The organism is Rhizomicrobium sp. (assembly GCF_056722145.1).
In genome coordinates, this window is sequence record NZ_JBWZET010000127.1 from 1 (window position 1) to 21,235 (window position 21,235).

A 21,235-nucleotide genomic window follows, 5' to 3' on the forward strand; every position below is an offset into this window, starting at 1 on the left:
GCCTGCCGGCGCATCGCGGCGAGGAAGTGACCGACGATGTCATCGACGGCCCGCAGACCGCCGTCTGGGAAGAGGCCGAAAACCGCCTCCACGCCCAGAAGGCGATCATGCAGTGGTGTTTGGGCAAGCTGTAGGTTCTTGTCATCGGCAAGCGCGATGAGAAATTCCTCATCGTCCAGTCGTGCGGCGAGAACAAGTGCATGAGGGGATAGTCATGCCGCAAACCCTTCTTTCCCTCGCCGGGCGCGAGCCGGTCTTGCCCAAGCTGGCCGACTCCGCGCTGGTGCTGATCGACTATCAGAACGAATACCTCAAAGGTCCGTTGGAATTACCCGATGCCGCGGCCGCCATTGCCGTCGCCGAGCGCATGTTGAATGCCGCCCGCGTTGCCGGCAGCCGCATCATTCATGTCCTGCAGAAGGGCTCCAAGGGCGGCACCTTCGACCACGCCGGCTGGGGCGGCCAGCCGATCGCGCAGTTGCAACCGGCCGCTTTCGAGGAGGTGGTGGAAAAGCCGCGCCCGTCCAGCTTCTTCCAGACCGATCTCGACGTGCGGCTCGGCGCCGGCGGCCGCTCCGTCATCTTCATGGGCTTCATGACCCATATGTGCGTCTCGACCACGGTCCGCCAGGCGCTCGATTACGCCTATGTCTCGACGGTGGTCGCCGACGCCTGCGCCTCGCGCGATTTGCCCGGGCTCGGCGGCATCGTTCCCGCCCGCACCGTGCACGAGGCGGAACTTGCCGCGCTCGGCGACCGCTTCGCGGGCATCTTCACGGCGGCACAAATTCTGGGTGATACGGGCAGCGATTGAATTTCGTCGCCGAAGCCCTATATCCCTGCGACCATGGAAACCTATCAGAACGCCCCGGCGGGCGATTTCGTCCTGCCGTTCGATGTTGCCCCGGCCGGGATTCGCGGCCGTTTCGTGCGGCTCGACGCCACCTCGGCGCGCGCCCTCAGCGTGCATGCCTTGCCCGAGCCCGCCGCGCGCGTGGCCGGTGAGGTGCTGGCGCTGTCGGTCCTGCTCGGTACTGCGTTGAAGCTCGACGGGCGGCTCACGGTGCAGACCAAGTCGAACGGACCGCTCGATCTGGTGGCGGCCGATTACTACGGCGCCTCCGACGGCAAGCCCAAGGGCGTGCGCGGGTTCGCGCGCCTCGATGCCGCGGCCGATCTCGGCGACAAGCCTTTGTTTGCGGCACTGACGGGCAAGGGCGCGCTCGCGATCACCATCGAGCCGTTGCGCGGCGGCAAGACCTATCAGGGCATCGTCGATCTGTCGCCCAAGGGCATCGCCGCGTCGGCTGAAATCTATTTCGAGCAGTCCGAGCAGTTGCCGACGCTGATCCGCCTCGCCGCCGCGCCGGTGTTCACGCCCGGTTCAAAGGAGCCACAGTGGCGCGCCGGCGGCTTGATGCTGCAGACGACCCCGGGTGCCGCGCGCGGCCCCGATGATTGGGACCGCCTCATGGCGCTGGCCGCCACGGTGGAAGACATCGAACTCCTCGACACCACGCTCAGCGCCGAAACGCTGCTGTGGCGCCTGTTCAACCAGGAAGAAGTGCGGGTGCTGCCGGCCGAGGAAATCGCTTTCCGCTGCGACTGCAACGGCGAACGCATCGCCGCCGTGCTCCACTCCTATACCGCCGAAGACCGCGCCGGTCTCGCCGACGACGACGGCGTCATCCGCGCCAAATGCGAATTCTGCGGCGCCGTGCACGAAATCGGCAAGGCGGGGGTTAATTAACTATCCGACTGATTTAGCTGCAGATCATGGCAGTGGCACAGTAGACTCCGGTGGCTCCAATTAATGGTAGACTGCTCTCGCGAATAAGGGGGGCGCACCATGGCTATCACTTTGCTGGGGAACTGGAAATCGGGCAAGGCATTTGATCTTCACACAGTATCAAGCAGCCACCTTGGGATGGATCAATACGGCCATGATCGCTTCGACAACACCAGGAGCGAGATGGGCCAGCTTGTCTACGAACTGAAATATCATTTCAGCCGGGAGGCGATTCCGCGCATCGTCGAGATGCTCGACGGGATCGGAGGGATCGAGGGCTTTGATTGTCTTGTGCCTATTCCCACAACTAAGAAAAACCGGCCGGTTAAAGCTGTGGAACTGATAGCCGAAGCTCTGGGTAAGCGCCGAAGAGTGAAGGTATTCTCAGAATTGCTGCTAAATGGCGGAGACGAAGAGCTGAAAGGTACATCAGACCCGATTGAACGCAACGACCGGCTCCGAAGCGCTCTTTCGCTCTCCGGTATACCTGATGTATCAGGCCTGAAGATCCTTCTAATCGACGATTTGTATCGGTCGGGTTCGACGCTTTCGGTGGCTACGGATTTGCTTTATTCACAGGGTAAGGCATCATCAGTATCGGTTCTCACAATGACAAAGACACGGAGCAACCGGTGACTACCGTATTTTTGTCTGGCTCAAGAAAAATCTGCCGCTTGGCCGATGAGGTTCGCGGTCGCATCGGTAATATGGCTTCGACCAATCTCGGAATTGTGATCGGAGATGCGAACGGTGCGGATAAGGCGATGCAGTCTTATCTGGCGTCGATTTCGTACGCGAATGTAACAGTATTTTGTGCCGGGGATCACTGCCGAAACAATGTAGGCAGATGGTCCGTAACAGCGATCCCACTTCCCCACGGTCTTTCAGGGCGCCTAGCTTATGAACAGAAAGACAAGGCGATGGCCAAGGTCGCAGATTTCGGTTTCGTCGTATGGGACGGGGCAAGCTCAGGGTCTGTAGCAAATATGTCGGAGCTTTTGAAAGACGGGAAGAAAGTCGTTGTATACCACGTCCCCACGAAGCGGTTTTACAACCTCTGCTCTGAAATTCAGTTTGTTGCGTTATTGAGCACCTGTAACAGTGAAATCCTCGATGAGATTGACCGAAAAGTCAGGTTGCCTTTGGGGATTGCCCGAAGAGCTTCAACACCGTCATTCTTGTAGCTTCGCGGCTGCGCGACTGTAGAACGCCTCATCCCTCATTCCTGCTGGTCGGATTGCCGATCACATGGAGAAATTCGCGGCGGGTGGAGGGGTTGGTGCGGAAGGCGCCGTGCACGGTGGAGGTCACCATCGTCACGCCCGGCTTGTGGACGCCGCGGGTGGTCATGCATTGGTGGGTGGCTTCGATCACCACCGCAACGCCCTTCGGCTCAAGCACGCGCTGGATGCATTCGGCGATCTGGGCGTTCATGGTTTCCTGCACCTGGAAGCGGCGCGCAAAGGTGTCCACCACGCGGGCGAGTTTGGAAATCCCGACGACGCGATTGTTGGGCATGTAGCCGATGTGGACGCGGCCGATGATCGGCGCCATGTGGTGCTCGCAGTGGCTTTCGAAGCGGATATCCTTCAGCACCACCATGTCGTCGTAGCCTTCCACTTGCTCGAAGGTGCGCTTGAGATATTCCTCGGGGTCTTCCTGGTAGCCCGAGAACCAGTCCTCGTAGGCGCGCACCACGCGCGACGGGGTGTCGAGCAGGCCCTCGCGGGCGGGATCGTCGCCGGACCAGCGCAGCAGGGTACGAACGGCCTCCTCGGCTTGTTCGCGCGTCGGACGGTTGGCGTTGAGCTTGCGGATTTCGGACATCGGGCGCCTTTCTGCTGCCGACGATGGGCGCGGCCGCAAATCGATCTGAACACTGCCAATATTAATGTACTTGGCGGCGCTCGTGCGGACTTTCAAGGATGAAGGGCGGGATTTCCGCCTCAAACGCCTCGCCGGAGGCCGATTTCATCTGATAGCGCCCGACCATGTGGCCCGAGGCGGTCGGCAGCGGACATCCCGAGGTGTACTGGAAGGTCTTGCCCGGATCGATCACCGGTTGGGCGCCGACCACGCCTGGGCCGCGCACTTCCTGGATGTGCCCGACGGCATCGGTGATGTGCCAATAGCGCGACATCAACTGAACCGGCTCCGGCCCGTTGTTCTCGATCGTTACCGTATAGGACCAGAGGAATTGTCCCTCTTCGGGGTCTGATTGGTCATCCAGGTACGCTGGCTCGACCGCCACCCGGATCCCCCGTGTCACGCGCTCGTACATAGCCCGAGTTAGCCCGCTGCCGTGGCAAAGGGCAAGCGTTCTGATCACCGAGGTTAACGCGCTAACGCTATTTCCGCATCGACCACAGGGCTTCTGCCAGGTCGTCGCAGAGGTCCGCCGCGTCTTCGAGACCGACCGCCATCCGCAGCATGCCATCACTGACGCCGAGCTCGGCGCGCGCGTCCGCCGTCAGCTTGGAGTGCGTGGTGGTGGCGGGATGGGTGATCAGGCTCTTGGCGTCGCCGAGATTGTTGGAGATGTCGATCAGCTTCAGCGCCCGCTCGAGTGCGAAGGCCTCATCCTTGCCGCCGTCGATCTCGAACGTCACGATACCGCCACCGTCATCCATCTGCGCCTTGGCCAGCGCCGCTTGCGGATGGTCGTCGCGGAACGGGTAGAGCACCCGCTTGACGCCCTTCTGTTCACCGAGGAAATCGGCCACTGCAGCGGCGTTGGCGCAGTGCGCGCGCATGCGCAAATCCAGCGTTTCCAGGCTTTTCAGATGCAGCCAGGCATTGAACGGGGCGATCGTCGGACCGGTGTTGCGCAAGTACGTCTGCAGGTGCTCGGAGAGGAAATCCTCGTGGCACAGGATCATGCCGCCCATGGCGCGGCCCTGACCGTCGATGTACTTGGTCGAGGAATGTACCACGATATGGGCGCCGAACTGCATCGGGCGTTGCAGGGCCGGACTGGCGAAAGCGTTGTCGACCATCAGGCGGGCGCCGGCATCGGTCGCGATTGCGGCGATGGCGCGGATGTCGGCGATGGCCAGGGTCGGGTTGGCGGGCGTCTCCAGGAACAGCATCCGGGTCGCCGGCGTGATCGCCTGGGCCCAGGCATCGAGATCGGTGCCATCGACAATAGTGGAGGTGATGCCGAAGCGCTTCAGGATGTCTTCCACCACGAAGCGGCAGGCGCCGAACATGGCGCGCGCGGCCACCACATGGTCACCGGACTTCAGGCTCGACAGGAACACGGCTGATACCGCCGCCATGCCGCTGGCGGTGGCGCGGGCGACCGGGGCGCCTTCCAAGGCCGCCATGCGGGCCTCGAACATCGTGACGGTGGGATTGCCGTAGCGGCTGTAGGTGTAGCCGTCGGCTTCGCCCTTGAAGCGGGCTTCCGGCTCCTCGGGGGCGTCGTAGGCAAAGCCCGAGGTCAGGAACAGCGCTTCGGCGGTTTCCTGGAAAGAGGTGCGAATCTGTCCACCGCGCACGGCAAGGGTCCGAGGGCGCCAGTTTTCCGGGTTCTTTTGTGTCGTCATTCTTCCAAAATCGTCATGCATGGGGCTCGCTCCCCAGGGAGGGGCGAGGCGGCGGAACCATGCGAGCCTTGCCGGGGTGGGTCAAGTTCCCGTAAACACGGACTGGAAATTCACTGCGATTCCCGAGATGAACACGATCAGCCCTCAAGCCGCACTGGTTTATGTCATGGTGGTTGTGTCCGCCGCCGACGGTTCGATCCACGAACGCGAGGTGGAAGCGATGGCCGACCTCACGCGCCGCTTGCCGGTCTTCGAAGGCTTCGATCCCGACCGGCTCGGCGCCACCGTGGCGGATTGTTCGGCCATCCTGCAGGAGCCGGAAGGGCTTTCGGCCATTCTCGGATTGGTCACTGAAGCGTTGTCTGAACCTTTGCGCGAAACCGCCTACTGGCTCGCGCTGGAGACTGCGCTCAGCGACCGCCGCGTCGCGTTGGAAGAGATTCGTCTGATCGATAACCTGCGTCGCGCGTTGGGATTGGACAAACTGGTGGCCGCTGCGCTCGAACGCGGTGCGCGCGCCCGGTATCAGGTATCGTGAAGCGGCTCGTATTACTGCGACATGCCAAGGCCGTTCCGGCGTCGCCGGAGCTGGAGGATCGTGACCGGCGATTGGCCGACCGCGGCCGCTCCGATGCCATCCGCATGGGCCAGTTCCTCAACGAAGAGGGCTATGCGCCCGAGCTGGTGCTGTGCTCGACGGCGTTGCGCACCCGTGAAACGCTTACTCTCGTCGCGGCGCAGTTGGTCGCGGCGCCGGTCATGCGCCATCTGCCGGAGCTGTATCTCGCGCGCTGGTTGACCATCGTGAATCTGGTACGCCAGGTCCGCGACAATGCCGACACGCTGCTGGTGGTGGGTCACAATCCGGGGCTGGAAGAGAGCGCCCGCAAGCTGGCGCGTCCGCCGGGCGATACCAAGACGCGCAAGCTGCATCAGCTGTTGGAGCTCGATTATCCGACGGCCGCCGTGGCGATTCTGGAATTCGATGTCGACCTGTGGAGTGCGGCCGAGCGCGGTGAAGGCGAGCTGCTCACCTACGTGCGCCCGCGCGATCTGCGCGGACCGGACTGACCCGGCCGCCAACTCTCGCGCATTTTGCCGATCGCGTTACCGTTCAGGTAACCATTCATCGAGCTGCCATACTTGAACCTCCTTTGGGCAAGTTGCCGTTAATAAGGGCAGGTCTAATCCCCCATGTGCCGGACAACGATACCGGTACCAGAACGGTTGAAAACAAAGGGGTATCCAGTGAAGACGATGACAGCGGTGTTGACCGCGGCGGTTGCGGCAATGGCGTTCACGGCAGGCGCGTCGGCGGCGGGTCTGGCGGAACAGTTCACGGCCTGTGCCACGAAATTTGCCAATCCGAAACTGAGCGCGACCGTGATGCTCGAGTGCAACGCGGCCGACGGCAAGCTGAGCGATTGCAAGGTGCTGGAAGCGCCGGCGCCGGCCAATGGCTTCGATAAGGCCGCGATGTGCGTCGCCGAAGTGTTGCCGATCGGCAGCCGCACCGGCGCCATCAAGGTCCCGGTGAAGTTCGCGCCGCAGTAAAAAGCGCACGCGCGACAAGGACAAGGCGGCGTTCCCGAACGGCGGGGCGCCGCTTTCCTTTTTGGGGGTTACGATGTCGGACGCGCCGCCGTGCGCTCGGCCAGCGCCAAGACCTTCCAGCCGAAAGCGACCTCGGGGCAGGGTTCGCCCATCAGCTTTGCGGTGCGCTCGGCGATCAGCCGTCCGCCCATCGCTTCATAGAAGAAGCGCGCGTGGTTCTTGGCGTGGGCCCAGATCACGCAGTTCGCCATGCCACTCTTGCGCAACGATGCGAAGGCGCTCTTCAGCAGCGCGCGGCCGACGCCCAAGCCGAAATAGGCCGGATCGACATAAAGCGTATAGACCTCGCCCTCGAAGCCGAGGTCGCGATCGCGCGCCGGGCCGGCACTTGCCATGCCGACGATGCCCTGGCTGCTGTCGGCCACCAGAACGAATTCGCGCGATTGTGACCGGATCGCCGCTTCCCAGCGGGCGGTCTGACCGCGCGGCGTCATCGCGCGGAGCAGGGCGCTCGGCAGCACGCCGGGATAGGTGTCGTGCCAGGAGTCGATATAGACCTGCGCCACGTCGGCGGCATCTTCGGGCCGAGCCTGACGGATATGATGCGCTAGGTTACTCATGGTCAGAAGCTTTGCGCGATCACATCAGGCTCGCAAGCGCTTCACAATATTTTTTTGAATGTGTTGCAGGACGCACGTCAATGGCCGCAAACGCCTGAACGCTTTGTACGCAATGCGATCGCCGCTGGCCGCGCGGAATGCGAGCGCGTTTAACCCTTAATATGCCGAAGCGTTGTGCGAAGTCTGGCGGGCTTGCCCAAACGGAAGGCGCGTGTCGAATGAGTGACGCGTGTTCGACAATCTTCGCAGCAGTCTTTGGAACGGGACCAAATCACGATACACTTCTTTCTAATCGCCGTCGTCCCGATGGGACCAAGCACAGCGTGAAAGCGTTTATGTGAACGGCGCAATGAGGGGAGAGACCGGGCGTTTTAACGCTGTGATGCGCGCAGGTGCATCGCGGGATGGAGAGTTATGGGCATCAGCAGCAACATGAAAGGCATGCAATCGCAGCGGTTTGACCCTTGGAACAATTCCGAAACGGGGGAATAATCGCACTTACATACAAATCCGTGACGCCTCTGGGCTCATACCGTTTCCGGTCATGAGGGCGGCTGCGGAAGGAACGGAGTTTCGATGGGTACTCTCGATGTCTTTGACATCTTTACGCGTGATTACGCGCGCGAGCGCTTTGAGACGATGTCGCTGCGCGACTGGTTGTTGGCCGCGCGCGACGACAAGATGCTGTACGCGAGCCCTGCCGAGCGCATGGTGGACGCGATCGGCGAACCGGAACTGGTCGACACCGCGCAGGATACGCGCCTTGGACGGCTGTTCTTCAACCGAACTATCAAGATGTACAAGGCCTTCGATGGTTTCTTCGGGATGGAAGATACCGTCGAGCGCATCGTCGGCTACTTCAAGCACGCCGCGCAGGGCCTCGAAGAGAAGCGGCAGATTCTCTATCTCCTCGGTCCGGTCGGCGGCGGCAAATCCTCGCTTGCCGAGCGTCTCAAGGACTTGATGGAGAAAAATCCGATCTACGTTCTCAAGGCCGGCGAGGAGATCAGTCCGGTGTTTGAATCGCCGCTCGGCCTGTTCCGCTCCGCCGAACTGCAGACGCTGCTCGAAGAAAAGTACGGCATCGAAAAGCACCGGCTCGGCGGCATCATGAGCCCGTGGGCGGTCAAGCGCCTCGACGAATTCGGCGGCGATATCTCGCGCTTTGAAGTCGTGCGCATGTATCCGTCCAAGCTCCGGCAGATCGCGGTGGCGAAGACCGAGCCGGGCGATGAGAACAACCAGGATATCTCCTCGCTCACCGGCAAGGTCGATATCCGCAAGCTCGAGCACTACAGCCAGAACGACCCCGACGCCTATTCGTTTTCGGGTGGGCTGTGCCGCGCCAATCAGGGCCTGCTCGAATTCGTCGAGATGTTCAAGGCGCCGATCAAGGTGCTGCACCCGCTGCTCACCGCGACGCAGGAAGGCAACTACGTCGGCACCGAAACGCTGGGGCCGATTCCGTTCTCCGGCGTGATCCTCGCCCATTCCAACGAAGCCGAATGGACGGTGTTCAAGGCCAATCGCAACAACGAAGCCTTCCTCGATCGCATCTGCGTCATCACCGTGCCCTATTGCCTGCGCGTGCGCGAGGAAACCGAGATCTACAAGAAGCTGCTCAAGGGCTCGGAGCTGTCGAATTCGCCGTGCGCGCCCGAGACGCTGGAAATGCTCGCCAAGTTCTGCGTCATGACCCGGCTCAAGGAGCATGAGAATTCGAACCTCATCTCCAAGATGCGCGTCTACGACGGCGAGAAGCTGAAGGATACCGATCCCAAGGCCAAGACCTTGCAGGAGTACAAGGACCAGGCCGGCATCGATGAAGGGATGACGGGGATTTCCACCCGCTTCGCCTACAAGTCGCTGTCGGAGACCTTCAACTACGATGTCACCGAAGTGGCGGCCGATCCGGTGCACCTGATGTTCGTGCTCGAGCAGTCGATCCGCCGCGAGCAATATGCCGACGACACCGAGAAAAAATATCTCGAATTCATCAAGGCCGATCTGGCGCCGCGTTATGCCGAGTTCATCGGCAAGGAAATCCAGAAGGCGTATCTCGAAAGCTACGGCGAATACGGCCAGAACCTGTTCGACCGCTACATCTCCTACGCCGATGCCTGGATCGAGGATCAGGATTTCAAGGACGCCGACACCGGTCAGTTGCTCGATCGCGGCGCGCTCGACAACGAGCTGTCGAAGATCGAAAAGCCGGCCGGCATCGCCAATCCGAAGGATTTCCGCAACGAGGTGGTGAAGTTCTCGCTGCGCTACCGCGCCACCCACGACGGCATGAATCCGGCCTGGACGGCGTACGAGAAAATCCGCTCGGTGATCGAGAAGCGAATGTTCACCCAAGTGGAAGACCTGTTACCGGTGATCAGCTTCGAGTCGAAAAAGGACAGCGACACCCAGACCAAGCACAACGAGTTCGTCAAGCGCATGCTGGCCCGCGGCTACACCGGCCGTCAGGTGCGGCGGCTGGTGGAATGGTACATGCGAGTGAACAAGGCGGGGTAATGACCTATTTCATTGACCGGCGGCTGAATCCGAAAGGCAAGTCGCTCGCCAACCGCCAGCGCTTCCTGCGCCGCGCGCGCCAGCAGATTCGCGACGCGGTGCAGAAGTCGCTCAAGGATGCGGCGGTCGCCGACATCGGCAAGGAACGCAAGATCAAGGTGTCGACACAGGGCACCAAGGAGCCGCGCTTCCGGCTTGATCCGAAAAGTGCGGGCGAACGCGATTTTGTGCTGCCGGGCAACAAGGAATTCATGCCCGGCGACGAGATCAAGAAGCCGCAAGGCCAGGGCGGCGGCAGCGGCAAGCAGGCGGCCGATTCCGGCGAGGGCGAGGACGATTTCGAATTCGTCATGAATGAAGACGAGGTGCTCGACATCTTCTTCGAGGACCTCGAACTGCCGAACCTCGTGCGCACGACGCTGAAGGAGACGCAAAGCAAGCAATGGAAGCGCGCCGGCATCAGCACCGCGGGATCGCCGTCGCAGATCAATCTGGTGCGCACGATGCGCAATGCGCACGGCCGGCGACTGGCGTTGCGGCGGCCGTCGCTACGCGATGTGGAGGCGATGCAGGCCGAGCTGGAGGCGCTCGAACGCGAGAACGAGACCGAAGAGGCGCGGGCGAAGATCATCGCGCTGAAAGAGAGGCTTGCCTACGCCACCGCGCGGCGCAAATGGGTCGGGTTCATCGATCCGGTCGACGTGCGTTACAATTCCTACACCGAGCAGCCGGTGCCGACGTCGCAGGCGGTGATGTTCTGCCTGATGGACGTGTCGGGATCGATGGGCGAGCGCGAAAAAGACCTCGCCAAGCGCTTCTACATGCTGCTGCACTTGTTCCTCCGGCGCCGCTACGAGAAGGTCGACATCGTCTTCATCCGCCATACCCACGACGCGCAGGAGGTCGACGAGCAGGAGTTCTTCTATTCGCGCCAGTCGGGCGGCACCATCGTATCGACGGCGCTCGACAAGATGCTGGAGATCCAGCGTGAGCGCTACACCACCTCGGACTGGAACATCTACGCGGCGCAGGCCAGCGACGGCTATACCCAGTCGGGCGATGCACGGCGCTGCGTGGAAATGCTCAACGAAGACGTGATGCCGCTGTGCCAGTATTACGCCTACATCGAAATCCTCGACGAGCGCGAAATGGAAGTGTTTGCGTCCGAGGATTCCGGCGCCGAACTGTGGCGCGCTTATCGCACCGTCGCCGCCGAGTGGGCGAACTTCGCCACCAAGCGCATCTCCAAGCCCGCCGACATTTTCCCGGTGTTCCGCGAACTGTTCAAGAAAGCCGAGGCGTGATGGCCGGTCTTCTCTTCTCCGAAGCCGAATGGGATTTTGCCAGTCTCGATCGCACCTACAAGGCGATCGAGGAGATCGCGCTCAACGATCTGAAGCTCGACGTCTATCCCAACCAGGTCGAAATCATTTCGTCCGAGCAGATGCTCGACGCCTATTCCTCGCTCGGCATGCCGCTGATGTATCATCACTGGAGCTTCGGCAAGCTGTTCGCGCGCGAGGACACCATGTACCGCGCCGGTTATTCCGCGCTCGCCTACGAGATCGTGATCAATTCGAGCCCGTGCATCTCGTATCTGCTGGAAGAGAACACCATGACGATGCAGGCCCTCGTCATGGCCCACGCCGCCTTCGGCCACAATCATTTCTTCAAGAACAATTATCTGTTCCGGCAGTGGACCAACGCCGAGGGCATTCTCGATTATCTCGCCTTCGCCAAGCGCTACATCGCCAGCTGCGAGGAGCGTTACGGCCGCGATGACGTCGAATTCGTGCTCGATGCGGCGCATGCGCTGATGGACCAGGGCGTCTTCCGCTATCGTCGTCCGCCCAAGCCGTCGCGTGAGCGGGTACTGGAAAAGCGCCGCCTGCGGGCCGCCTATGAAGAGGAGGCGTACAACGACCTGTGGCGCACCCTGCCGGCCGGGATCGAGCCGCCTGCCGCGCCGCCGACGCCGGAGGAAGACGACGAATTCGACGGCGACATGAAATTGCCGGAGGAGAACCTTCTCTATTTCATCGAGAAGAATTCGCCCAGCCTCAGGGCATGGCAGCGCGAAATCCTGCGCATCGTGCGCAACATGGCGCAGTATTTCTATCCCCAGCGCCAGACCAAGGTGATGAACGAGGGCTGCGCCACCTTCATCCACCACGCCATCATGAATCTGATGTTCGACCGCGGCCTGATCAGCGAGGGATCGCTGCTCGAATTCCTTCACAGCCACACCTCGGTGGTGTTGCAGCCCGAATTCGACGACCGGCGCTATAACGGTCTCAATCCCTACGCGCTCGGCTTCGCGATGATGACCGACATCCGCCGCATTGCCGAGAATCCGACGCCCGAGGACCGCGACTGGTTTCCCGCTCTCGCCGGCTCGGGCGATTGGGTCGGTGCGCTCAAGGACGCATGGGCCAATTATCGCGACGAGAGTTTCATCGAGCAGTTCCTGTCGCCGAAGCTGATCCGCGATTTCCGCCTGTTCGCGCTCTACGACAAGGCCGACGACGGCGCCTACCGGGTCAATGCGATCCACAATGAGCGGGGATATCGGGGGGTGCGCAGCTTGCTCGCGCGCCAATACGACAGCGGGATCGCCGATCCCAACATCCAGGTGGTCGACGCCGATCTCAAGGGCGACCGGACGCTATTTCTCGAGCACAAGATGCATCGCGGCGTACCGCTGCATCAGGCCACCAAAGACTCTGTGGTGGCCCATATCGAGCGGCTGTGGGGCCACGATGTCGTACTCGAAGAACTCGCGGACTAGCGCGACCTGACGTGTGTCCGACCGGTCGCGCCAGCGATTACGACGGGTTCTTCTGATCGGTCGTTGCCGGCTGAGCGGCCGGGGCGGTGGCGACGACATCTTCGTTCTGCTGCGGCGCCGGGCCCACGAACAAGGATTCGTAGACGTAGTAGCCGACCCCGAGGAACAGGACGAGGGTGAGAACGATGGCGCCGATCGACTTCAAAGTCGACGAGTAGGATTCATCCATGGCTGTCTCCATCCTGGGCTAGTTGGCGGCTTGTTCGCGCCACCATTAACCAGCCTCAGGAGAGACAATACGCCTGCCACATTTGCGCCACAATGGTATTCCGGAAACTTGCCAAATTAAGGGTCATGCGATTTCGGCATGGCTTGGCAATCCAGCGGCTCTCCGGCCCTTCCGGGCGGCTCGGCACCGCGGGACGATTAAGATGCCTGCCCCTCGGTGACGATCACTTCCGCGTGGCGGTCGCCGGCTTGGCTATGCTCGGTGATGACGCTGTCAAGCGCGACGGTGGCGTTGGCGGGGGTCCGCAGGGTGCTCGTCAAATAGGTGGCGGCGCCACCCAGGACAGCCAAGGTCAGCAAGCTGGCCCCAATTACACTTTTGACATTGCTAGTCATTTTTACCCACTCCTTCAGTGTAGGGTCCCAGGTGCCGGTCCGCTTTGGACCGTTCGTCCTGGACACGTCCTTCAGATAGGTGGGAGATGCGCGGGTACAATGTTTTTTATGCTGCACTGCACACAAGGGCGGCTATGCGCGCGCGGCATGGTTGCGAACCTTGACATCCCGCCGCGCGCACCTAGTCAGAACTTAACAGTAGTGTGACAGCCCTGTCAGGTCGCCTCCACCGGCTTGGTCGGGGCCAGCAGGTGGCCGAAGAGGAGCTTCACGACGATCAGCACCGCGGCCGCACCGGCCATGATGTAGACGTGCAGCATCCAGAACTGGCTGTCCGGCATCGTGTGGAGCAGGCCGCCGAGCGGGCCGACGATCAGGGTGTTGGAGAAGAACAGGTGCAGGTAATAGATCGCCAGCATGGTGCCGCCGAGGCCTTTGGGCGCGGCGCGTGAGTACAGCGCGAGGCCGACCGGGAGTACCATCGCGAAGCCAAGGTCGTTGATCAGGTGGAAGCCGACCGCCCACATCAGGCTCACCGGATGATGGGTGGCGGCGAACACGGTCGAGGCTCCGGCCAGCATCAGCGGGGCGAACATCGAGATGATCACGCCGATGGTGATCTTGGTGATTTCGTCGGGCTCCGCGCGGTACTTGGCGTACCAGCGCCAGAAGGCGATCACGCCGGTCATGGTGACGAAGCTGAAGATGGCGTCGAACGACATCATCCAGCCCGACGGCACCGTGAAGCCGCCATAGGTCATCTGATAGCTGTAGCCGGACCAGACGAGATAGGCGTTGAAGATCTGCTGATTGCCGACGATCGAGAATGCCAGCACCGGGAGCAGCAGCACCAGAAGAATGAGCGCGCCCCACTCGCGCTTGGTCAGCGGTTCGCTCGGCTCCGCTTTGGCGGCTTGGCGCACCGGTTCGGGCGGGAAGGTCTTGCGGCCGAGGAGATAGATGATGAGCCCGATCGCCATGCCGATACCGGCGGCAATGAAGCCCCAATGCCAGTTGTACTTCTCGCCCAGCGTCGAGCACACCAGCGGCGAAAACACCACTGCAAACTGGATGCCCATGAAATAGATCTGGAAGGCATCGGCGCGGCGGTTGTCGGTGCGGGGATAGAGATCGCCGACCTGGGCTGCGATATTGCCCTTGAAGCAGCCGACGCCGCCGAGCAGGCATGCAAGCCCCCACAGGAAGGTGGGGTTGAAGGCGAGCAGGAAGGTGCCGGCAACCATCAAGGACGCGCCGATCGTCACCGTCACGGTACGGCCCAGAACGCGGTCGGCGATCGGCCCGCCGATCAGCGGCGTGACATAGACCAGCCCCGCATAAAGCTGCGACGTGTACGAGGCATAGGCCATGTCCGTTTTCTTGAAGATCAACGGGAAATGGACGATCAGCCAGTCGAGCGCGTGGCGGAAGCTCTCGAAGCCCCACACTTGGCCAATGTGCTCCGGCTTCAACAGGTAATTGAAGAGATAGAGCGTCAGCAACGCCTGCATGCCGTAATAGCAGAAGCGTTCCCAGAACTCGGACGCCGACAGCCACAACAGGCCGATGGGATGGCCGAGGAAGGTCGGTTTGGCTTTGGCGATGGTCACGGGCGGCCTCGGGTTCTGACGCGCCGGCACTGTCGCCCGTGTGCTCTCGGCTGACAAGCCGGTCACGATGTCCGGGGGCGGACCATCACCCGCCCCCAAACATGGTTAGCGCCTTACACGAACATGCCGCCCGAGGCTTCCACCCGCTGGCCGGTGATCCAGCCGCTGCCGGGATCGAGCAGCGCGGCGATGGCGCCGCCGATGTCGTCGGGCTTGCCGGCGCGGCCGAGCGCGGTGACCGAGGCGACGAAGGCGTTGACCTGCTTGTTGTCGCGCACGGTGCCGCCGTTGAAATCGGTTTCGATGGCGCCGGGGGCCAGCGTATTGACGGCGATGCGGCGCGGTCCCAGTTCCTTGGCGAGATAGCGCGTCAGTACCTCCACGCCGCCCTTCATAGCGGCATAGGCCGACGCGCCGGGCAGGGCGAAGCGCGCCAGTCCGCTCGAGATGTTGAGGATGCGCCCACCGTCTTCGATCAGCGGTAGCAGCGTCTGGGTAAGGAAATAGACGCCCTTGAAATGGATGTTCATCAGCCGGTCGAAATCGGCCTCGGTGGTTTCGGCGAACGGCTTGTGCAGGCCGACGCCGGCATTGTTGACGAGGAAATCGAAGCGCTCGCGGTCGAACGTCTGTAGCGCGGCGCGCACCGCTTCGGCGAAGGGGGCAAATTCGGCGACGACGCCGGTGTCGAGCGGCAGCATCACGGCGCGGCTGCCGGCAGCGGCGACATCGGCGGCGGTCTTGTCGGCCTCGGCCTTGTTGGAATGATAGGTGCCGATGATGGCGACGCCTCGGGCGGCGAGGGCCAACGCTCCGGCCCGGCCGAGGCCGCGGCTGGCGCCGGTGATGAGGGCGATTGGGGTCATGGAAGCCTCCTTGGTTGAGCGCCACCATAGCTATTCCAATTATCCGCGTAATCTGGCAATTTTTGCCGACACTATTCGGAATTTCCGCACAATGGATCGGTTGGAGACGATGCAGGTGTTCGTCCGGGTGGCCGAGCGCGCGAGTTTTGCCGCCGCCGCGCGCGATCTGGGCCTGCCGGCATCGACGGTCAGCGAGGCGGTGCGGCGGCTGGAGGAGCGCCTCGGCGTCCGCCTGCTGGAGCGCACCACCCGTCAGGTCCGTCTTACGCCCGATGGTGAGGCCTATCATCGCCGCTGTCTGGCGCTGCTGGCCGATTTCGAGGAATCCGAAACCGCCTTCCGCGGCGCCGAGCCGAAGGGGCAGCTCCGGGTCGATGCCCAGGGCTCGTTGGCGCGCCGCGTTATCCTGCCCGGATTGCCCGGTTTCCTCGCCGCCCATCCCGGTCTGCAGGTGCAGTTGAGCGAGACCGACCGCTTCATCGATCCGGTGGCTGAAGGCGTCGATTGCGTCGTGCGGGTGGGGACGGTGCGTGACACCGATCTGGTGGCGCGCCAAGTGGCGTTGCTGCCGGAGGTGACCTGCGCCTCGCCGGACTACATCGCGCGCCATGGTATGCCCGAGCGCTGGGATCGGCTCGACGGCCATCGCATGGTCGGCTTCCGCTCGTCGGCGACCGGCGGCGTGCTGCCGCTCGAATTCATGGTCGCAGGTGAGTTGAAGACGGTGATGCTGCCGATGGTGCTCGCCGTCGATGCGGCGGAAAGCTATCGCGCGGCGTCGCTGCTGGGGCTGGGACTGGTGCAGGCCCCGGCCTATGGGCGTCTGGATGATTTCGCCGCCGGGCGGCTGGTGGAAGTCTTGCGCGACACGCCGCCATCGCCGACGCCGGTATCGCTGCTGTTCCCGCGCGACCGCCTGATGTCGCCGCGTGTGCGCGTCTTCCTCGATTGGTTGACCGGAGAATTCCGCCGCAAGCTCGGCTAACGCGCCCGCCGGTCCATGAGGTAATCGCGCAGCAGCACGAAGCGGAAGCCCTTTTGGAGGAGGCCATCCACGACGCCGGGCATCGCTTCGCCGGAATGCCAGCCGCGGCCGTTGACGTGGTGGATCAGGATGTCGCCGGGCCGCGTCCGCGCCAGCGTTTCGGCGATGATCTTGCCGGCGGTCTCGCTTCTGTCGGGATCGCCGGTCTCCCAGCGGTAGTGCACCACGGTGAAGCCGAGGTCTTCGGCCAGCTTCAGCGTGCGGGCGTTGTAGCTGATGGCGGGAAAGCGGAAGAAGGCCGTGCCCTTGCCGGTAACGCGGCGGACTTCGGCGTCGGTCTGCAACAGCTGGCTGCGGAAATCCTCATCCGACAGCACCTGCATGCGCAACGGATGATCCCAGGAATGGTTTTCCAGTTCGACGAACGGCAGCGTCGACAGCTTCTTCACCGCCTCGGCATTGTCGCGCACGAACATGCCCGAGAGGAAAACCGTGAACGGGATTTTATGTGCCACCAGATAATTGGTGATGCTGGTGTCGAGCTTCATCGGCCGCTGCTGTTCGCAGGCGTCGAGTGTCAGGGCGACGACGCGCTCATTGGTCGGCAGCTTGAGGACCAAGTCGGCCTCCCCCGGGGCGACAACCGCCAATCCCAACGCCAGTCCCAGCCACGCTTTCATCGTGATCCCCCGCCTAGGGCGCCAGAATAGGCGACTTTTCCGCGCTCGTGCGGCGCACCGACGCCGCAGGGGGATTGTACGCGAGCAAAACTGATATTCCGCAACGTCATTGCGGTTCGACCACTTTTCGTCGTTTACCATCGCCTGCGCATTTGCGAAGTATTCGCACTAGTTTGGGGCTGCGATGATGAAGACGCTTTTCCGCCGGGTCGGATCGCTTGCCGTTTGGAGTGGGCGGTCGTGGCCGCGTCCGGATTCGACGACCGCGTGGCTGATCGCGGCGGCGCTGGTGCTGGCGGGATTAGTGGCGAAGCCGATGCTCGACGCCGCGGTCGGCGCGCCGCTGCCGCCGTTCATCACCTTCTATGCCTCGGTGACGATTTCGGCGCTGCTCGGCGGTCCGCGCATCGGTCTCGCGGTCACCGGCGTGACGCTGGTGCTGACGTGGGGCTTTTTCATGCCGACGGGCGGCCTGTTTTCGCCGCGCACGCTGGCGACGCTGGCGATCTATGCGGCGCTGTCGTCGTTCCTGGCGTGGATCGTCGGCAAGGCACGGCTGGCGCAGGAGTCGCTGGTCGAAAGCGAGTTGCGCCGCGATCGGGCCGCGCGCGAATCCGTGCATCGCATCAAGAACCTCATCGCCGTGATTCACGCGATCGCCTCCAAGCTTGCGCGCGAGGTCGACAGCGTCACCGCTTATCGCGACGTGTTGTCGGCGCGGCTGATCGCGCTTGGTCTCGCCCAGGACGTCCTGGTGCAGAGCAACTGGTCGGATGTGGCGCTTGCCGATGTCGTCAAAGCGGCGCTGGCGCCGTTCCTGCCCAATCCAGGGCTCCTGGTGCACTACGGTCCCGAGGTGAAGGTGCCGGCGCGCCACGTCGGCGGCCTGTCGATGGCGCTCTACGAGCTCTGCACCAACTCGATGAAATACGGCGCGCTGGCGGAGGGGTTGGGGCCGGTGTCGCTCGGCTGGCGCGCGGACGACGGTGCCGTGGTGCTGGAATGGCGCGAAACGGCACCGACGCCGCCGGCGCGCGACGAAGGCCTCGGCACCCAGCTCATCCGCTACGCGCTCGGCAACGATCGGGCTTGCACCGTGCGCTACGCGGTCGAGGACCGAACGATTACGGCGCTGTTTCGCTGGCCGGCGTGAGCATCGCGTAGGCGCGGCTGAGATAGGTGGCGCCGCTCGCCAGTGCCATCATTCCCAGGACGGCGGCGCCGAACGCGGCACCAAAAATCGCCGTCGTCGTGGCGGCATTGAGCAGCAGCCAAATGCACCCCACCGCCAGCGCCGTGAACGGCAACAGCGCGATGATGAATCCGAATGCGAAACGGAAGCGGAAGCGCAGCACCAGGCGGATCGAATCCCCACCCTTGAAATCGCGACGGCCAAGCGCGATCGCCGGCAGCACCAGCGCGAACATGCTGCCGGTGACGATCGCCAACAGCAGCAACAGCGCGAACAGGGCATAGCCGACCGCCGCAACGTGGCTGGTGCCGAGAAATGCGGCGAGATTGGCGGCATTGGTCATGGGCAATCGGCTGATGGCGCCGAAGGCGAACGAGACCATCCACAGCCGCCAGAGATAGCGCAGTGCCGCCCGACCGGGCAACGCAATGCCGCGGTGCGCCTCGCCGGCGACGAAGCGATGCCATGCCACGAGTGCGGCTGGAACGCCGATCGCCAGCAGCACTTGAAACGGCAGCAGCAGCCCGAGCACCAGCACGACGGCGTCGATCTTGGCGCGCACTTGATCGAGCGGCACCAGTTCGCCGGCCGCGATCCAGACCGCGACATAGAGACTGACGGCCGTTCCGGCGATGATCAGCACCACCCAACTGCCGCACAGCCGCAGGAACACGGCAAAATTTGAGTACACGAAGCCGGTCGCCGACCAGCCGGAAGAAATCGGGTCGAAGCCGGCGGATTGCTCTTTCTTCAATTTCTTGTCGCGTTGGGCCGCCTGGGCCCGGCGCAGCTCCGGCAGCCGCCCGGGAATGAAGGCGAGCAGGAAACCGATCATCGCGACGCCGGTGCCGGTGGCCGTCACACTGTCGGACGGAGGTCCGCCGTCGCCCAGCACGCCCATCATGATCGGCGCGGCAATTCCGGCGACGGTGACGGCAATGCCCGTCCATTTCACCGCCTGGGCGTGGCGTTCGACCAGGTTGGTGACGGGCGGGATGAAATAGACCACGTAGAAGAGGCCCATTACCACACCAATCACCACGCGCAGAATGGTCGTGTCGGTGTCAGCGGGACCGTGCACCAGCAGCACTGCGGCCGCATAGGCGATGGCCATTGTGGCGAAGCCGATCAAAGCTTTTTTGAGCGTTGTGTTCATGTTGTGCGTGGCGTCCCCCGGAATTGCCCTGGAGGCGGTTTTGCACCAATGCCCGCGTGAGTCCATCGGACGAAACGCGCAGCTACAGCTTGCGCAAGAACCGATGCGCCGGCCGCTCCACCAGCATGGTCAACAGCGCGCCCCAGGCGACGCAGATGCCAACCAGCAGCATCGGCTCGAACCACCACATGATGGCGGCGAAGCGGGTGCCGAAGATCAGGGTATCGGCGGGTGGATACCAGCGCTGTTGGAAATAGCGGATCGCCTGCAGCCAGAAGGTCTGGCCCATGTAGATGGCATACGACCATTCGCCGAGCTTCAGCGGCAGCGGCTGCGACAGCGCCTTGGCGAGAAAGCCGCGGTCGAACGCGAGCACGAAGATCAGCACGAACAGCGCGGTCGCCGTCCATAGATCGTTGACGGTGTGGTTCCAGCCGGTGCAATAGGTCGCCCAGTAGAGATAGGCGAGCGCCACGGCTTGCGCCGCGTGGAACACCCAGTCGGGGAGCGCATCGGCGCCCGATTTGTTGGCGTGGCGATACAGCACGGCCAGTCCCACGCCGACCGCGAAGCCGGCCATGCCGCGGAAAATGCCGTCGTGAAAGGTCACGTCGAGCCCATGGCCGCCCGCCGCCGCCAAGAACAGGAGCCACGACACGCCGAAGCCGACCAGCGCCGCACCGATCCACCAGCGCCCGCGCGACACCCGCAAATAGAGCGGGAACATCAGGCAGAGCAGGAATTCGACCGACACGAACCACGACGCGCCGTTCCAGGTCAGCACCGGATAGATGTTCCAGCCCTGCACCAAGAAGAGGTTGGCGACGAAGCTCGGCCAGGTGTTAATCGGCGCCCACGGCTGGTGATAGATCGACAGATAGCCGCCCCAATAGGACAGCTGGTTCAGCGTCCACATCAACAGCAGCATCAAGATCAGCGTCGCGAAATGCACGGGGTACAGCCGCGACAGCCGCGCTTTCAGGAAGGTGAAATAGCTCCCGCCCTTCAACCGCCAGAACTCGGCGGTGCGCGCGCCGTAGACGTGGATCAGGATGAAACCGGAGAGCGCAAAGAAGAATTCCACCCAGATATAGCCGTGCGCCACCGGCAGATCGAACCATTTGGCGCAGGTAAAGAACCAGTTCCACCAGCTGGTCGAGCACACGGCGGTGTCGATGCTGCGGTACTTGGTGCCCTCGCAATAATGGAACAGCACCAGGATCAGCGGCGGAAATGCCCGCGCCCCGGCAAGTGCCTTGATCTCGACCGGCCGCCCCGTCACGCCGTCCCCCTTGGTGGAGTC

General features: G+C 62.8%; 23 protein-coding genes and 1 pseudogene. 13 read left to right on the forward strand and 11 right to left on the reverse strand.

Features of this window, described 5'->3' with window-relative positions; translation table 11 throughout:
• From AC1P6P_RS07050 to AC1P6P_RS07070, 5 genes and pseudogenes are all read left to right on the forward strand, one after another.
• A pseudogene (locus AC1P6P_RS07050) lies at positions 1-134 on the forward strand (ornithine carbamoyltransferase); the annotation flags it as partial.
• A gap of 80 nt (positions 135-214) precedes the next feature.
• The gene (locus AC1P6P_RS07055; RefSeq protein WP_481401727.1) at positions 215-814 is read left to right on the forward strand and encodes a cysteine hydrolase family protein; all 600 of its coding nucleotides are present in this window, start codon (positions 215-217) and stop codon (positions 812-814) included.
• Positions 815-847: 33 nt separating this feature from the next.
• Complete coding sequence (hslO, locus tag AC1P6P_RS07060; RefSeq protein ID WP_481401728.1) at positions 848-1,750, forward strand: Hsp33 family molecular chaperone HslO; 903 nt, start codon at positions 848-850, stop codon at positions 1,748-1,750.
• 99 nt (positions 1,751-1,849) lie between these two features.
• Complete coding sequence (locus tag AC1P6P_RS07065) at positions 1,850-2,425, forward strand: ComF family protein (RefSeq protein ID WP_481401729.1); 576 nt, start codon at positions 1,850-1,852, stop codon at positions 2,423-2,425.
• The gene (locus AC1P6P_RS07070) at positions 2,422-2,973 is read left to right on the forward strand and encodes a hypothetical protein (RefSeq protein ID WP_481401730.1); all 552 of its coding nucleotides are present in this window, start codon (positions 2,422-2,424) and stop codon (positions 2,971-2,973) included. The genes AC1P6P_RS07065 and AC1P6P_RS07070 overlap by 4 nt, the downstream gene beginning before the upstream one ends.
• Before the next feature lie 28 nt (positions 2,974-3,001).
• On the opposite strand, the gene folE is transcribed toward AC1P6P_RS07070, so the two are convergent.
• From folE to metZ, 3 genes are all read right to left on the reverse strand, one after another.
• Positions 3,002-3,616, reverse strand: a complete 615-nt coding sequence (gene folE, locus AC1P6P_RS07075) for a GTP cyclohydrolase I FolE (protein WP_481401731.1) — start codon at positions 3,614-3,616, stop codon at positions 3,002-3,004.
• A 61-nt stretch (positions 3,617-3,677) separates the two neighbouring features.
• Positions 3,678-4,070 carry a Co2+/Mg2+ efflux protein ApaG gene (apaG, locus tag AC1P6P_RS07080; protein WP_481401732.1) on the reverse strand — a complete coding sequence of 131 codons (393 nt, stop codon included), beginning with the start codon at positions 4,068-4,070 and terminating at the stop codon, positions 3,678-3,680.
• A gap of 67 nt (positions 4,071-4,137) precedes the next feature.
• On the reverse strand, positions 4,138-5,337 hold the full coding sequence (gene metZ / locus AC1P6P_RS07085) for an O-succinylhomoserine sulfhydrylase (RefSeq protein WP_481401733.1): 1,200 nt from the start codon (positions 5,335-5,337) through the stop codon (positions 4,138-4,140).
• Between the two features lie 127 nt (positions 5,338-5,464).
• On the opposite strand from metZ, the gene AC1P6P_RS07090 reads away from it, so the two are divergent.
• The 3 genes from AC1P6P_RS07090 to AC1P6P_RS07100 all read left to right on the forward strand — a co-directional run bounded on the left by AC1P6P_RS07090 (position 5,465) and on the right by AC1P6P_RS07100 (position 6,891).
• Positions 5,465-5,875: a tellurite resistance TerB family protein gene (locus AC1P6P_RS07090; protein ID WP_481401734.1), complete on the forward strand. Its 411-nt coding sequence runs from the start codon at positions 5,465-5,467 to the stop codon at positions 5,873-5,875.
• Positions 5,872-6,408 carry a SixA phosphatase family protein gene (locus AC1P6P_RS07095; protein WP_481401735.1) on the forward strand — a complete coding sequence of 179 codons (537 nt, stop codon included), beginning with the start codon at positions 5,872-5,874 and terminating at the stop codon, positions 6,406-6,408. Before AC1P6P_RS07090 ends, AC1P6P_RS07095 begins: the two co-directional genes overlap by 4 nt.
• Positions 6,409-6,594: 186 nt before the next feature.
• Entirely contained in the window at positions 6,595-6,891 is a 297-nt protein-coding gene (locus AC1P6P_RS07100) for a hypothetical protein (RefSeq protein ID WP_481401771.1), read from the forward strand.
• Positions 6,892-6,959: 68 nt separating this feature from the next.
• Here the strand turns inward: AC1P6P_RS07100 and AC1P6P_RS07105 are convergent, their stop codons facing one another.
• The gene (locus AC1P6P_RS07105) at positions 6,960-7,511 is read right to left on the reverse strand and encodes an N-acetyltransferase family protein (protein WP_481401736.1); all 552 of its coding nucleotides are present in this window, start codon (positions 7,509-7,511) and stop codon (positions 6,960-6,962) included.
• 576 nt (positions 7,512-8,087) lie between these two features.
• Between AC1P6P_RS07105 and AC1P6P_RS07110 the strand changes: the two genes are divergently transcribed.
• From AC1P6P_RS07110 to AC1P6P_RS07120, 3 genes are read left to right on the forward strand one after another with little or no spacing between them, the layout of a single operon-like run.
• Entirely contained in the window at positions 8,088-10,031 is a 1,944-nt protein-coding gene (locus tag AC1P6P_RS07110; protein ID WP_481401737.1) for a PrkA family serine protein kinase, read from the forward strand.
• Positions 10,031-11,335 carry a YeaH/YhbH family protein gene (locus AC1P6P_RS07115; RefSeq protein WP_481401738.1) on the forward strand — a complete coding sequence of 435 codons (1,305 nt, stop codon included), beginning with the start codon at positions 10,031-10,033 and terminating at the stop codon, positions 11,333-11,335. Before AC1P6P_RS07110 ends, AC1P6P_RS07115 begins: the two co-directional genes overlap by 1 nt.
• On the forward strand, positions 11,335-12,819 hold the full coding sequence (locus AC1P6P_RS07120) for a SpoVR family protein (RefSeq protein ID WP_481401739.1): 1,485 nt from the start codon (positions 11,335-11,337) through the stop codon (positions 12,817-12,819). The genes AC1P6P_RS07115 and AC1P6P_RS07120 overlap by 1 nt, the downstream gene beginning before the upstream one ends.
• 37 nt (positions 12,820-12,856) lie before the next feature.
• On the opposite strand, the gene AC1P6P_RS07125 is transcribed toward AC1P6P_RS07120, so the two are convergent.
• From AC1P6P_RS07125 to AC1P6P_RS07140, 4 genes are all read right to left on the reverse strand, one after another.
• Positions 12,857-13,048 (reverse strand): hypothetical protein, encoded by a 192-nt coding sequence (locus AC1P6P_RS07125; RefSeq protein ID WP_481401740.1) that lies wholly within the window; start codon positions 13,046-13,048, stop codon positions 12,857-12,859.
• A gap of 197 nt (positions 13,049-13,245) precedes the next feature.
• Complete coding sequence (locus AC1P6P_RS07130; RefSeq protein ID WP_481401741.1) at positions 13,246-13,407, reverse strand: hypothetical protein; 162 nt, start codon at positions 13,405-13,407, stop codon at positions 13,246-13,248.
• A gap of 251 nt (positions 13,408-13,658) precedes the next feature.
• A complete protein-coding gene (locus AC1P6P_RS07135) occupies positions 13,659-15,053 on the reverse strand; it encodes a peptide MFS transporter (RefSeq protein ID WP_481401742.1) in 1,395 nt (464 codons plus the stop codon).
• 113 nt (positions 15,054-15,166) lie between these two features.
• The gene (locus AC1P6P_RS07140; protein WP_481401743.1) at positions 15,167-15,919 is read right to left on the reverse strand and encodes an SDR family NAD(P)-dependent oxidoreductase; all 753 of its coding nucleotides are present in this window, start codon (positions 15,917-15,919) and stop codon (positions 15,167-15,169) included.
• A gap of 91 nt (positions 15,920-16,010) precedes the next feature.
• On the opposite strand from AC1P6P_RS07140, the gene AC1P6P_RS07145 reads away from it, so the two are divergent.
• Positions 16,011-16,904, forward strand: coding sequence for a LysR family transcriptional regulator (locus AC1P6P_RS07145; protein ID WP_481401744.1), 894 nt, complete (start codon positions 16,011-16,013; stop codon positions 16,902-16,904).
• On the opposite strand, the gene AC1P6P_RS07150 is transcribed toward AC1P6P_RS07145, so the two are convergent.
• Positions 16,901-17,584 (reverse strand): polysaccharide deacetylase family protein, encoded by a 684-nt coding sequence (locus tag AC1P6P_RS07150; RefSeq protein WP_481401745.1) that lies wholly within the window; start codon positions 17,582-17,584, stop codon positions 16,901-16,903. The two genes, AC1P6P_RS07145 and AC1P6P_RS07150, sit on opposite strands and share 4 nt — an antisense overlap.
• Positions 17,585-17,768: 184 nt before the next feature.
• On the opposite strand from AC1P6P_RS07150, the gene AC1P6P_RS07155 reads away from it, so the two are divergent.
• Positions 17,769-18,737: a sensor histidine kinase gene (locus AC1P6P_RS07155; protein ID WP_481401746.1), complete on the forward strand. Its 969-nt coding sequence runs from the start codon at positions 17,769-17,771 to the stop codon at positions 18,735-18,737.
• Here AC1P6P_RS07155 and AC1P6P_RS07160 read toward each other — a convergent pair.
• Positions 18,709-19,932, reverse strand: a complete 1,224-nt coding sequence (locus AC1P6P_RS07160) for a hypothetical protein (protein WP_481401747.1) — start codon at positions 19,930-19,932, stop codon at positions 18,709-18,711. The genes AC1P6P_RS07155 and AC1P6P_RS07160 overlap by 29 nt on opposite strands.
• 82 nt (positions 19,933-20,014) lie before the next feature.
• Complete coding sequence (locus AC1P6P_RS07165) at positions 20,015-21,214, reverse strand: acyltransferase family protein (RefSeq protein ID WP_481401748.1); 1,200 nt, start codon at positions 21,212-21,214, stop codon at positions 20,015-20,017.
• Between the last annotated feature and the right edge of the window lie 21 nt (positions 21,215-21,235).

Excerpts from the sequence above, each read along its gene's own strand:
- AC1P6P_RS07055 (WP_481401727.1), top strand. The coding sequence starts at position 215 with ATGCCGCAAACCCTTCTTTCCCTCGCCGGGCGCGAGCCGGTCTTGCCC.
- hslO (WP_481401728.1), top strand. The coding sequence starts at position 848 with ATGGAAACCTATCAGAACGCCCCGGCGGGCGATTTCGTCCTGCCGTTC.
- AC1P6P_RS07065 (WP_481401729.1), top strand. The coding sequence starts at position 1,850 with ATGGCTATCACTTTGCTGGGGAACTGGAAATCGGGCAAGGCATTTGAT.
- folE (WP_481401731.1), bottom strand. The coding sequence starts at position 3,616 with ATGTCCGAAATCCGCAAGCTCAACGCCAACCGTCCGACGCGCGAACAA.
- apaG (WP_481401732.1), bottom strand. The coding sequence starts at position 4,070 with ATGTACGAGCGCGTGACACGGGGGATCCGGGTGGCGGTCGAGCCAGCG.
- metZ (WP_481401733.1), bottom strand. The coding sequence starts at position 5,337 with ATGACGACACAAAAGAACCCGGAAAACTGGCGCCCTCGGACCCTTGCC.
- AC1P6P_RS07090 (WP_481401734.1), top strand. The coding sequence starts at position 5,465 with ATGAACACGATCAGCCCTCAAGCCGCACTGGTTTATGTCATGGTGGTT.
- AC1P6P_RS07100 (WP_481401771.1), top strand. The coding sequence starts at position 6,595 with ATGACAGCGGTGTTGACCGCGGCGGTTGCGGCAATGGCGTTCACGGCA.
- AC1P6P_RS07105 (WP_481401736.1), bottom strand. The coding sequence starts at position 7,511 with ATGAGTAACCTAGCGCATCATATCCGTCAGGCTCGGCCCGAAGATGCC.
- AC1P6P_RS07110 (WP_481401737.1), top strand. The coding sequence starts at position 8,088 with ATGGGTACTCTCGATGTCTTTGACATCTTTACGCGTGATTACGCGCGC.
- AC1P6P_RS07115 (WP_481401738.1), top strand. The coding sequence starts at position 10,031 with ATGACCTATTTCATTGACCGGCGGCTGAATCCGAAAGGCAAGTCGCTC.
- AC1P6P_RS07120 (WP_481401739.1), top strand. The coding sequence starts at position 11,335 with ATGGCCGGTCTTCTCTTCTCCGAAGCCGAATGGGATTTTGCCAGTCTC.
- AC1P6P_RS07125 (WP_481401740.1), bottom strand. The coding sequence starts at position 13,048 with ATGGATGAATCCTACTCGTCGACTTTGAAGTCGATCGGCGCCATCGTT.
- AC1P6P_RS07140 (WP_481401743.1), bottom strand. The coding sequence starts at position 15,919 with ATGACCCCAATCGCCCTCATCACCGGCGCCAGCCGCGGCCTCGGCCGG.
- AC1P6P_RS07145 (WP_481401744.1), top strand. The coding sequence starts at position 16,011 with ATGGATCGGTTGGAGACGATGCAGGTGTTCGTCCGGGTGGCCGAGCGC.
- AC1P6P_RS07150 (WP_481401745.1), bottom strand. The coding sequence starts at position 17,584 with ATGAAAGCGTGGCTGGGACTGGCGTTGGGATTGGCGGTTGTCGCCCCG.
- AC1P6P_RS07155 (WP_481401746.1), top strand. The coding sequence starts at position 17,769 with ATGATGAAGACGCTTTTCCGCCGGGTCGGATCGCTTGCCGTTTGGAGT.
- AC1P6P_RS07160 (WP_481401747.1), bottom strand. The coding sequence starts at position 19,932 with ATGAACACAACGCTCAAAAAAGCTTTGATCGGCTTCGCCACAATGGCC.